Origin of the sequence: Pseudomonas jilinensis (assembly GCF_003586265.1) — a bacterium.
Lineage (GTDB): Bacteria > Pseudomonadota > Gammaproteobacteria > Pseudomonadales > Pseudomonadaceae > Halopseudomonas > Halopseudomonas phragmitis.
The window spans coordinates 166657-178605 of the sequence record NZ_QJSA01000007.1 but is presented as its reverse complement, the minus strand read 5'-3'; the positions used below and the strand labels follow the sequence as shown (position 1 = coordinate 178605).

The 11949-nt window shown below is 60.5% G+C and carries 10 protein-coding genes; 8 read left to right on the top strand and 2 right to left on the bottom strand.

Translation table 11 applies throughout. From position 1 onward, the window contains the following. The first annotated feature begins 8 nt into the window (after nucleotides 1-8). A complete protein-coding gene (locus C2846_RS09595; RefSeq protein WP_080049262.1) occupies nucleotides 9-476 on the top strand; it encodes a YaiI/YqxD family protein in 468 nt (155 codons plus the stop codon). 37 nt (nucleotides 477-513) lie between these two features. Here the strand turns inward: C2846_RS09595 and C2846_RS09590 are convergent, their stop codons facing one another. Further along, nucleotides 514-1053 (bottom strand): DUF6436 domain-containing protein, encoded by a 540-nt coding sequence (locus C2846_RS09590; protein ID WP_231705578.1) that lies wholly within the window; start codon nucleotides 1051-1053, stop codon nucleotides 514-516. 249 nt (nucleotides 1054-1302) lie between these two features. Here C2846_RS09590 and C2846_RS09585 point away from each other — a divergent pair, with 249 nt between their 5' ends. The 3 genes from C2846_RS09585 to ppk1 are packed head-to-tail and all read left to right on the top strand — an operon-like array spanning nucleotide 1303 to nucleotide 5826. After that, nucleotides 1303-2535 carry a GGDEF domain-containing protein gene (locus C2846_RS09585; protein ID WP_119701332.1) on the top strand — a complete coding sequence of 411 codons (1233 nt, stop codon included), beginning with the start codon at nucleotides 1303-1305 and terminating at the stop codon, nucleotides 2533-2535. A 40-nt stretch (nucleotides 2536-2575) separates the two neighbouring features. Beyond that, nucleotides 2576-3589: a porphobilinogen synthase gene (gene hemB / locus C2846_RS09580; RefSeq protein WP_080049259.1), complete on the top strand. Its 1014-nt coding sequence runs from the start codon at nucleotides 2576-2578 to the stop codon at nucleotides 3587-3589. A 20-nt stretch (nucleotides 3590-3609) separates the two neighbouring features. Continuing rightward, entirely contained in the window at nucleotides 3610-5826 is a 2217-nt protein-coding gene (gene ppk1 / locus C2846_RS09575) for a polyphosphate kinase 1 (RefSeq protein ID WP_080049258.1), read from the top strand. Here ppk1 and ppx read toward each other — a convergent pair. Beyond that, on the bottom strand, nucleotides 5805-7310 hold the full coding sequence (gene ppx, locus C2846_RS09570; RefSeq protein ID WP_080049257.1) for an exopolyphosphatase: 1506 nt from the start codon (nucleotides 7308-7310) through the stop codon (nucleotides 5805-5807). The genes ppk1 and ppx overlap by 22 nt on opposite strands. Nucleotides 7311-7461: 151 nt before the next feature. Between ppx and trxA the strand changes: the two genes are divergently transcribed. From trxA to C2846_RS09550, 4 genes are all read left to right on the top strand, one after another. Beyond that, a complete protein-coding gene (gene trxA, locus C2846_RS09565; protein ID WP_080049256.1) occupies nucleotides 7462-7788 on the top strand; it encodes a thioredoxin TrxA in 327 nt (108 codons plus the stop codon). Nucleotides 7789-7989: 201 nt separating this feature from the next. Next, a complete protein-coding gene (gene rho / locus C2846_RS09560; RefSeq protein ID WP_080049255.1) occupies nucleotides 7990-9255 on the top strand; it encodes a transcription termination factor Rho in 1266 nt (421 codons plus the stop codon). Nucleotides 9256-9420: 165 nt separating this feature from the next. Beyond that, entirely contained in the window at nucleotides 9421-10887 is a 1467-nt protein-coding gene (gene ubiD / locus C2846_RS09555) for a 4-hydroxy-3-polyprenylbenzoate decarboxylase (protein WP_080049254.1), read from the top strand. Further along, nucleotides 10887-11858: a CDP-6-deoxy-delta-3,4-glucoseen reductase gene (locus tag C2846_RS09550; RefSeq protein WP_080049253.1), complete on the top strand. Its 972-nt coding sequence runs from the start codon at nucleotides 10887-10889 to the stop codon at nucleotides 11856-11858. The genes ubiD and C2846_RS09550 overlap by 1 nt, the downstream gene beginning before the upstream one ends. Nucleotides 11859-11949: the final 91 nt, after the last annotated feature.

Here is an 11949-nt window from a genome sequence, read left to right as displayed (position 1 = left end):
GAGCGCACATGACCCTGTGGATAGATGCCGACGCCTGCCCGCGCCCGATCCGCGAGGTGGTCATGCGTGCCGCCAAACGCCGGCAGTTGGCACTGGTACTGGTGGCCAACAGTTCACTGGGGCTGCCGCCCGCACCCGGCATGCGTCAGGTCGTAGTGCCCGGCGGCGCCGATGCCGCCGACCACTACATCATTGAACACGCCAACGCCGGCGACCTGGTGGTCACCGCCGACATTCCGCTGGCCGACGGCCTGGTACGGCGCGGCATCACCGCCATCAACCCGCGCGGCCAGGTCTACGACAAGGCCAGCATTGGCGAACGCCTGGCCGTACGCAACCTGATGGATGAACTGCGCGGCGCCGGGCTGGCCGGACGCGGCGGTCCAGCACCGTTCAGCGAAAAGGACAAGCAAAGCTTCGCCAACGCTCTGGATCGACTGCTGGCCAAGGGTCTGGGTGCATCAACACCCCGCTGAGCACCCCCGCTGTAACACTTGGGAGTTACGCTCAGGCTCACAGATCACACAAACAGGACACGGTATCCTGCTGGGTAATAGCCACCGAGCGCCCCTGCAGCAACGCCACCAGCACCGGCTCGATAAAACTGCTGTCGCTGTTGCAGTGCGCGCCGTCACTGTAAGGGCCGACATAGGCCAGGTGACCTGTCGCATCCCAAATCGCCACCGCCGGCGCACCCGGCCAGTTGGCCCACGCCTCGGGTATCGGCCAATAGGGAAGATCCTTGAGCACCCCGCCCAAGCCAGGATCATCGGCCAGACCGGCTCGGGCGAAGCGCACGCCTTGGGCGGCGAACCGCTCGCTCATTTCATTGACATAGTCCTGATGCCCGGCATTGCAGGGACAGCCTGAACGCCAGACATGCACCACCTGCACCGCACCAGTGGGAAACGGCGGCGTCACTGTCACACCGTGGAAAAAGGCCGGTCGATCAAAGGTCTTCACATAGCGCCCCTCGAACCACCAGAAGGCCCAGGCCAGACCAGACAGCCACAGACCGATCAATCCACCCGTCAGTACATTTCGTTGCCACACTCGCATAGAACCTTCCGCCATGACCGCCGGTCAAAAAACAGGGCGAGCATTATATCCAGGCGAACCAACGCTCTCCCATGCAGTCTTTGAGCGTAGTGGAATGCAGCCGTTTTGTAGACCACCGCACACTTTGCCAACAACAGGGCGCCAGGCCGCTTTCCCCAATACCGTTCAGCGACTAGGCTGAATAGGTTGTAGCTCCTGGCCGCTTGCAGCGATCCGGTTAGCTCCGGACAAGGATGTGTCCGCATGTCTGTGGAACTGGATATCACCACTCTGGCGATAACCCTGTCACTGGTCACCCTGAGCATGACCCTGCTGCTGTGCATGGCCGCCTGGCATGCCGACAACCAGCAGGGACTGCGGCATTGGGCGTTGGGCAATAGCGCCTTGATGCTCGGCCTGCTGCTCAACATCAATCAGGATTACCTGCATCACGGCCTGTCGGTCATCCTCGCCAATGGCCTGATGGCTGGCGGACTGGGCATAATCTGGCTCGGTATCCGCGCATTCAAAGGTCTCAGCCAACCCCGAGCCGTGCCCATTGCCAGCGCACTACTGATGATGCTCCTGCTCTGGCTGCTGCGCTTTCCCATCGACAGCCTGGTTGCCCGGGTCAGCGTCAGCTCGCTGGGTTTTGCCCTGCTCTGCCTGCTATGCAGCCGCGAACTGCTGATCAAGGTTGAACCGCCCCTGCGTGGCGCCTACTGGTTCACCGGTATTCTGACCCTGTTATGTTGCTTTGGTCTGATGGTCCGGGCGATCGCCAGCCTCAACGATGCCATGCCCGCCCAGCCGATGGCCGATAGCCCGTTACAGCACCTGACCCTGCTGGCCGTGATGGTGGCCCAGATCGGCATTGCCGGCGGCTTCATCCTGATGAGCCACTATCGCAGCACCCTGAACCTGCGCCGACTATCCGAACGCGACGCCCTGACCGGCACTCTCAACCGCCGCAGCTTCTCGCAACAGGCCCAGGCTCAGCTAGAACACGCCAGCCAAACCCAGCAGCCGATTACTCTGATCATGCTCGACGCCGACCACTTCAAACGGGTCAATGACCAATTCGGCCATCAGATCGGCGATGCAGTGCTGTGTCATATGGTCGCACGCATCCGTCAGCAATTACGCAGCGACGACCTGCTCGGCCGTTTTGGCGGCGAAGAATTCACCCTGATCTTACCCGGCCTGAACACGCACAGTGCCGGTCAGGTGGCCGAGCGCATCCGCCGCAGCGTCGGCCTGCAGCCCCAGGAACTGGCCGACCACGAGGTGCCACTGAGCATCAGCCTCGGCGTGGCCTGCTCGGAACATCATGGCTACGCTTTCGAGACGCTGCTGGCCGCTGCCGATGCGGCGCTTTATCGCGCCAAGGCAATGGGCCGCAACCGGGTCGAACTCGCCCGCCATCCCAGCACCGACCAAGAGGACCAGATGGCCTTACGCTTGCTGTCGCAATTCCGTCATAATCTGGACGTATAACGTAAACCAGACAGGTGTCTGTGACACCCCGGGAGTTCCAGTGAGTTTCGAACCAGCCAGCCGCCAGTTTCCGTTGAGCCGCCTGCGTCGCAATCGCCGCGATGACTTCACCCGCCGCCTGGTCCGCGAGACTTGCCTGAGTGTCGACGACCTGATTTACCCGGTATTCGTGCTTGAAGGTCGCAATCAGCGCGAAGCAGTAGCCTCTATGCCCGGTGTTGAGCGACTGTCGATTGATCTGCTGCTGGAAGAGGCCGCCGAACTGGTCAAACTGGGAATCCCAGCCGTAGCGCTGTTTCCTGTCACACCGCTGGAGCGCAAATCTCTGGATGCCGCCGAGGCCTACAACCCGGACGGTCTGGCTCAGCGCGCAGTACGCGAACTCAAGGCCCACTTCCCCGAACTGGGGGTTATCACCGACGTGGCCCTGGACCCGTTCACCACCCACGGCCAGGATGGCATCATTGATGAAAACGGCTATGTGCTTAACGACATCACTGTCGAGGTACTGGTCAAACAGGCGCTTTCGCATGCTGAAGCCGGCGCCGACATTGTTGCCCCCTCGGACATGATGGACGGCCGGGTCGGCGCCATGCGCCAGGCCCTGGAAGCCGCCGGACACGTCAACACCCGGATTCTGGCCTACTCGGCCAAATATGCCAGCGCCTACTACGGTCCGTTCCGTGACGCAGTCGGCTCAGCCGCCAACCTCGGCAAGAGCAACAAGGCGGCTTACCAGATGGACCCGGCCAACAGCGACGAAGCGCTGCACGAAGTGGCCCAGGATTTGAGCGAGGGTGCCGACATGGTCATGGTCAAGCCGGGCATGCCCTATCTGGATATCGTTCACCGGGTCAAGAACACCTTCAAGGTGCCGACCTTCGTCTATCAGGTCAGCGGCGAATACGCCATGCACCAGGCCGCCATCGCCAACGGCTGGCTCAGCGAAGCGGTGATTCTCGAATCTCTGACCGCGATCAAGCGCGCCGGGGCCGACGCTATCCTGACCTATTTTGCCAAGACTGCGGCCCGCCAGTTGCGCGACCGCGAGTAACCCAAGTTATCGAGGATGTCATGCAGGAACTCAAGAGCGTACCCACTGACCAGGACGAACTGGCTGCAACCAGTGAGCTAGAGACCAGTGAGGCGCCAGCCCGGGTGGTCCACAGTGTTTCCGCCCCAGCAGCGGTCGAACCGGTAACCCCGGCCGACATCAATGCCCCGGAGCTGTATATCCATCGTGAACTGTCGCAGTTGCAGTTCAATATCCGGGTATTCGAGCAGGCACTGGATGAATCCTATCCGCTGCTCGAGCGCCTGAAGTTCCTGCTGATTTTTTCCAGCAACCTCGACGAGTTCTTCGAAATCCGCGTCGCCGGGCTGAAAAAGCAGATCACCTTCGCCCGCGAGCAGACCGGGCCCGACGGTCTGCAACCGCAACAGGTACTGAGCAAGATCAGCGAAATCGCCCACCAGCAGGTGGCCCGCCAGTACGCCCTGCTCAACGACGTACTGCTGCCGCAACTGGCCGAACACGGCATTCGCTTCGTGCGCCGGCGGCAGTGGACCCACAAGCAGACCCTGTGGATCCGCCGCTACTTCCGCCAGGAAGTGGCTCCGATCATCAGCCCGATTGGCCTTGACCCCACCCATCCGTTCCCGCTGCTGGTCAACAAGAGCCTGAACTTCATCGTTCAACTCGAGGGCGTGGACGCCTTCGGCCGCGACTCGGGGTTGGCGATCATCCCGGCACCGCGCTCACTGCCACGGCTGATCCGCTTGCCAGACGAACTGTGCGACGGCGGTGACAACTTCGTGTTCCTGTCCTCGATCATTCACGACCATGCTGACGACCTGTTCCCCGGCATGAAGGTGCTGGGCTGCTATCAGTTCCGTCTGACCCGCAACGCCGACCTGATCGTCGACCCGGACGAGGTCGATGATCTGGCCCGGGCCCTGCGCGGCGAACTGCTGTCACGTCGCTACGGCGATGCGGTACGTCTGGAAGTCGCTGACAATTGTCCCAAGCCGCTGACAGACTTTCTACTCAGGCAGTTCGGTCTGAGCGAGTCGGAGCTGTACGAGGTCAACGGCCCGGTCAACCTGACCCGACTATTCTCGATCACCGGCCTGACCAACCACACCAATCTGCAATTCCCATCGTTCAGCCCGGGGATTCCCAAGCTACTCTCGAGTGCCGACAACCTGTTCCAGGCAATCAGCAAGCAGGACATCCTGCTGCTGCACCCCTACGAATCGTTCAGCCCGGTGGTCGATCTGTTGCGCCAGGCCGCCCAGGATCCCAACGTACTGGCAATCAAGCAGACCCTGTATCGCACCGGTGCCAACTCGGAAATCGTCAACGCTCTGGTCGATGCCGCACGCAATGGCAAGGAAGTCACGGTGGTGATCGAGCTGCGTGCACGCTTTGACGAGGAATCCAACCTGCAACTGGCCAGCCGCTTGCAGCAGGCTGGAGCGGTAGTGATCTACGGCGTGGTCGGCTTCAAGACCCACGCCAAGATGATGCTGATCCTGCGCCGCGAGGACAAAACCCTGTGCCGCTATGCCCATCTTGGCACCGGCAACTATCACGCCGGCAACGCCAGGCTGTATACCGACTACAGCATCCTGACCTCAGACCTGGCCCTGACTGAAGACGTGCACAAACTATTCAACCAGCTGATCGGCATGGGCAAGACCCTGCGCATGAAGAAACTGCTGCAGGCGCCCTTCACCCTGAAGAAACGACTGCTTGAGCTGATCAACCGCGAAACCCTCAATGCCCAGGCCGGCAAGCCCGCGCACATCATCGCCAAGGTCAACGCTCTGACCGATGCCAAGGTGATCAAGGCGCTGTTCAAGGCCTCGCAGGCCGGGGTCAAGGTCGATCTGATCGTGCGTGGCATGTGCTGTCTGCGCCCGGGCATTCCCGGGGTGTCGAACAACATTACGGTCCGTTCGATCATCGGTCGGTTCCTGGAGCACAGCCGGGTCTATTACTTCCTCAATGAAGGCCAGGAGCAGGTTTGGTTATCGAGCGCCGACATGATGGAACGCAATCTGGATAACCGGGTGGAGACCTGCTTCCCGCTGGAAGGCAAGAAACTGGTCAGCCGCGCCAAGCAGGAGTTGCAGGTGTTTCTCAGCGACAATACCCAGAGCTGGATTCTGCAGCCTGACGGCAGCTATCTGCGTTCAAGCCCGACCGGCAATCAGAATCCGCGCAGTGCACAGATGACACTGCTGGAAAAGCTGGCCAGCTCGCCTCAGCGCACTGTCAGCGTATAACCAATCTTGGCCCAGAACTGGGCCTCTTGAGCGAAATCGGCCTGGGTCAGGGGATTACTCTCGAGCCAGCCGTCCGGGAAGTTCAGAATCAGGAAGTCATCGCCGGCCTCGACCGTCAGGGCCGGCATATCCTGAAAGCCTCGGATGTGGTGATAGAGGATGGCCAGACGCAGCAGCATACAGAGCCGCAACAGCCAGCCAGAGTCATCGCCGAACTCGCTCAGCCGCTCAGCCGATGGCAAATTGCGCCGTTGACCACGGATCAGTAACGCCAGCGCCTGCTGGTCCTGGCGTGAAAATCCCGGCAGGTCGGCATGCTCGATCAGATAGGCGCCGTGCTTGTGGTACTGATTGTGGGCAATATCCAACCCCACTTCGTGAACCCGGGCAGCCCAACGCAGCAGCTCGACCTGCTTGGCATCGAACGGTCCCCAGGCCCCGTTGACCTTACCCAGCAAGCTGATGGCCTTGGCCTCGACCCGGGCTGCTTGTTCCAGATCGACATGACAACGTTCGACCAGCGCATTCAGGGTTCGCTCACGCACATCCTCGTGTTGGTGGCGGCCTATCAGGTCGTACAGCACGCCCTCACGCAACGCCCCTTCTGAATGTGTCATGCTTTGTACCCCCAGAGCGTCAAACAGGGCTTCAAGGATCGCCAGACCGGCCGGCAGAATCGGCCGCCGATCTGGCTTGAGCCCATCCAGCTCCAGCTTGTCGACATGGCTGGCCTTGAGTACCTTGCGCTTGAGCCATTGCAAACCCTCAAGCGTTACCTCGCCCTGACCACGCCCGGCCGCCTGAATGCACAAGCCCACGGCACGAATGGTCCCAGATGCGCCGACCGCCTCCTGCCAGCCCAGACGGCTGATGGCCTGTTCGATATTCATCAGCTCCAGGCGCGCGGCGGTATAGGCCTGGGCGTAACGGGCAGCTGAAATCCGCCCGTCGGCAAAGAAGTCACGGCTGTAGGACACACAGCCCATATGCAGACTTTCACGCAGCAGCGACTCAAAGCGCTCACCAACGATGAACTCGGTACTGCCACCACCGATATCGACTACCAGGCGCTTGCCGGCATCATCGGCCAGGGTGTGCGAAACCCCCAGATAAATCAGCCGCGCCTCTTCGCGCCCGGAAATCACCTCAGCCCGATGACCGAGAATCTGCCGCACCTGACGAATAAACTGAGCCCGGTTGCGCGCCTCACGCAGGGCATTGGTACCGACGATCCGTACCGCACCATCGGGCAGGCCGCTGATCAACTGGGCGAAACGGCGTAAACAATCCAGCCCACGCTGCATCGCCTCTTCACTCAGTTCGCCCAGCTCATTGAGCCCGGCGGCCAGTTGGACCTTTTCCCCGCGGCGCTCAAGAATTCGGATCTCGCCGTGATCAACCCTGGCCAGCACCATGTGGAAACTGTTGGAGCCCAGGTCAATTGCGGCGATCAATGGAAAGTCGGCCAGTTCTGTCTGTGCCATACCAATGTCCCTTGAAAAGTCTGTCCGGATTCTAACACTGCAACCCGCGCCTTTGCCCACTCGCTGCGGCAAACCGACTCGCCTTCCGCTTGGCCGCACGGTGGTGCTATGATGCACGCCATTCCAACCCTTATTTCCCTTGGAGAGACACATGAGTGATTTGATCGTGCATGTCACCGACGGCAGCTTTGAGGCCGAAGTCCTCAAGTCCGACGCCCCGGTACTAGTCGACTACTGGGCAGAGTGGTGTGGCCCGTGCAAGATGATCGCACCGGTCCTTGACGAAATCGCCAAGGATTACGAAGGCAAGCTGAAAATCTGCAAGCTGAACATCGACGAAAACACCGATACCCCGCCCAAGTACGGCGTGCGTGGCATCCCGACTCTGATGCTGTTCAAGGACGGCAATGTCGAAGCTACCAAGGTCGGCGCCCTGTCCAAGTCACAGCTGGCTGCGTTCCTCGACAGCAATCTGTGACCCGCTTCTCCCCGGCTTCGGCCGGGGATTATGCATACAGGCTGGACGTCGTCGCCTGGCAGTGTTAGATTTGCCCAATCCCTTGCCGCTCCCTGCGGCTGTGGCTTCCCTACTTAGCATCCTTTGAATCACTGTCCCCCATTCACCTGGGCGACTTCGGACAAACCCGTCCTGCCGAAAACTCACTATTTAACCGACCCTATGAATCTGACTGAACTCAAACAAAAACCCATTTCCGAACTGCTTGAAATCGCCGACCAGATGGGCCTTGAAAACATGGGCCGATCACGCAAGCAGGATGTGATCTTCGCCATACTCAAGAAGCACGCCAAGAGCGGCGAAGATATTCACGGCGATGGCGTTTTGGAAATTCTGCAGGATGGTTTTGGTTTTCTCCGCTCGGCCGACTCCTCCTACCTCGCCGGCCCCGACGACATCTACGTTTCTCCCAGCCAAATCCGCCGCTTCAACCTCCGCACTGGTGACACCATTTCCGGCAAGATTCGCCCTCCCAAGGATGGTGAACGCTACTTCGCTCTGCTCAAAGTTGACTCGATCAACTTCGACAGGCCGGAAAACACCAAGAACAAGGTCCTGTTCGAGAACCTGACCCCACTGTTCCCGGACGAACGGCTGAAGATGGAAGCCGGCAACGGCTCAACTGAAGACCTGATGGCACGCATCATCGATCTGTGCGCCCCGATCGGCAAAGGCCAACGCGGCCTGCTGGTAGCCCCGCCGAAGGCCGGTAAGACGCTGATGCTGCAGAACATTGCTTCGAACATCGCACGCAACAACCCCGAATGCCACCTGATCGTACTGCTGATCGACGAGCGCCCGGAAGAAGTGACCGAGATGCAACGCACCGTGCGCGGCGAAGTGGTCGCCTCAACCTTCGACGAGCCGCCGAGCCGCCACGTCCAGGTTGCCGAGATGGTAATCGAGAAAGCCAAACGCCTGGTCGAGCACAAGAAAGACGTGATCATCCTGCTCGACTCCATTACCCGTCTGGCCCGCGCCTACAACACCGTGATCCCGAGCTCCGGCAAGGTCCTGACCGGTGGTGTCGACGCTCACGCCCTGGAAAAGCCCAAGCGCTTCTTCGGTGCCGCGCGTAACATCGAGGAAGGCGGCAGCCTGACCATCATCGCCACCGCGCTGGTCGATACCGGCTCGAAGATGGACGAAGTGATCTACGAAGAATTCAAGGGCACCGGCAACATGGAGATCCACCTGGATCGCAAGATTGCCGAGAAACGCGTATTCCCGGCGATCAACATCAACCGCTCGGGCACCCGCCGCGAAGAACTGCTGACCAGCGACGACGAACTGCAACGGATGTGGATTCTGCGCAAGATCCTGCACTCCATGGATGAAATCGCCGCCATCGAATTCCTCCTCGACCGTCTGAAAGACACCAAGACCAACGACGAGTTCTTCCAGTCGATGAAGCGCAGTAAAAACTAAGCTGTACGCCCAGTCACAGGCTGCAGGTGTTAACCGCACTTGCAGCCTGTTGCACTTTCTGCCACCCGGCAGACCGCTTTACCGGCATAATGCGCATCTGACCACCCCCAAGCTGGAGCGATCCACGGACTGCTTGCAGCTTGCCGCTTGAGGCTTGAAGCTGAGATGCAATATTCCGACCTGCGCGATTTCATCAAGGGCCTGGAAAAGGCCGGTGAACTGAAACGCATCCAGACCCCGGTTTCACCGGTGCTGGAGATGACCGAGATCTGCGACCGCACCCTGCGCAAGGCCGGCCCGGCCCTGCTGTTCGAAAACCCCATCGGCTTCGACATGCCTGTACTTGGCAACCTGTTCGGTACCCCCGGGCGGGTAGCCATGGGCATGGGTGCCAGCGACGTTAGCGAACTGCGTGAGATCGGCAAGCTGCTGGCGTTTCTCAAGGAACCCGACCCGCCCAAGGGCCTGAAGGACGCCTGGTCGAAACTGCCAATCTTCAAGAAAGTCCTGTCCATGGCGCCCAAGGTGGTGCGTGATGCCCCCTGCCAGGCGGTAATCGAAGAAGGCGATGACGTTGATCTAGGTCGCATTCCAGTGCAGACCTGCTGGCCAGGCGATGCCGGCCCGCTGATCACCTGGGGCCTGGTCGTCACCAAGGGACCGCACAAGGAGCGGCAGAACATGGGCATCTACCGCCAGCAGGTGATCGGTCGCAATAAGGTCATCATGCGCTGGCTCAGCCATCGCGGTGGCGCTCTGGATTTTCGCGAGTGGCAGCAAAAGCACCCCGGTCAGCCGTTTCCGGTCGCGGTCGCATTGGGCGCCGATCCGGCAACCATTCTCGGCGCGGTCACCCCGGTGCCCGACAGCCTGTCCGAATACGCCTTTGCCGGCCTGCTGCGTGGCCAGCGCACCGAACTGGTCAAGTGCCGGGGCAGTGAGCTGCAAGTACCGGCCAGTGCCGAAATCATCCTCGAAGGGGTGATCCACCCGGACGAGATGGCCGAGGAAGGCCCGTTCGGCGACCATACCGGCTATTACAACGAAGTCGACAGTTTTCCGGTGTTCACCGTTGAGCGCATCACCCGCCGCGAAAAACCGATCTACCACAGCACCTACACCGGCCGCCCGCCGGATGAGCCAGCGATCCTCGGCGTGGCCCTGAACGAGGTGTTCGTTCCCATCTTGCAGAAGCAGTTCCCGGAGATCACCGACTTCTACCTGCCGCCGGAAGGCTGCTCCTACCGGATGGCGGTGGTGTCAATGAAGAAGCAGTATCCGGGTCACGCTAAGCGGGTCATGCTCGGAGTTTGGAGTTTCCTGCGCCAGTTCATGTATACCAAGTTCGTAATCGTGGTCGATGACGACATCAACACCCGCGACTGGCACGATGTGATCTGGGCCATCACCACCCGCATGGACCCCAAGCGCGACACGGTGATGATCGACAACACCCCGATCGACTACCTGGATTTCGCCTCGCCAATTTCTGGCCTGGGGAGCAAAATGGGTCTGGATGCCACCAACAAGTGGCCCGGCGAAACCACCCGCGAATGGGGTGTAGCCATTGCCCAGGACCCCACCGTGGTGCAACGAATCGACGCACTCTGGGCCGAGCTGGGAATCGATTGATGAAAGTAACCCTGCAACCCTCGGGGCACGTACTGGAACTACAACCCGGCGAGCGCATCATTGATGCGGCGCGGCGTCTGGGTTTTGATGCACCGCAAAGCTGTCGCAATGGCAACTGCCACATCTGCGCCGCCAACCTGATCAGCGGCCGGGTGCGCCAGGGCGACTCACAGCTTGCCCAAGGTGAACTCTTCACCTGCCTGGCCGAGCCATTGGAAGACTGCGAACTGCACTGGGAAGGCGTCCTGGCCCCCGGCGAGCTGCCACTGCGCAGCCTGGCTTGTCAGCTCGAAGAGCTCCAGGAACTCGGCGGCGATGTCTGGCGCGTGCGCCTGCGCACCCCGGCCGGCAAACCCCTGCACTACCATGCCGGCCAGTATCTGCTACTCGAGCGCGACGACGGCGAGGCCTCAGCCTTCTCCATCGCCTCCGCACCATCGGAACCACGGCTGCTGGAGTTGCACATCCTGAGCCGGGAAGCTTCGGCCCAGCAACTGATAGAACAGTTGCAGCAACAGCGTCTGGCCCGGGTCAAGGTTCCCTTTGGCAACTGCCACCTACTGGAGCTGCCCAACCGCCCACTGGTACTGATTGCCGCTGGCACCGGGTTGGCACAAATGCAAAGCCTGATCCAGGATGCTCTGAACCGCGGCTTTGAACACCCGATCCATCTGTACTGGGGAGTGCGCAAGACCGCCGACTTGTATCAAGCCCCCTATTGGGAACAGTGGCGAGCGCATCCCAACTTGTATCTGGAGCAGGTGGTTAGCGACCAGCCGGACTGGCCCGGACGCCAGGGCATGCTGCACCAGGCCGTCTGCGAAGACCTGGCAGACCTGGCCGATTACGAGTTCTATGTGAGCGGCTCACCAGTGATGGTCTATGCCACGCTCGACGCTCTGGTGGCTGCCGGAATGCCTGCCGAACGCATGCACGCAGACGTGTTCGCTTATGCACCAAGAGGTCATTGAAAGACCAAAAGCGAATTAATTCTCCATCAGGGCTTCACCAAACCAACTTTTAGGTCGCACTATAAAGCCACAAACTCTTTCCACCATTTGG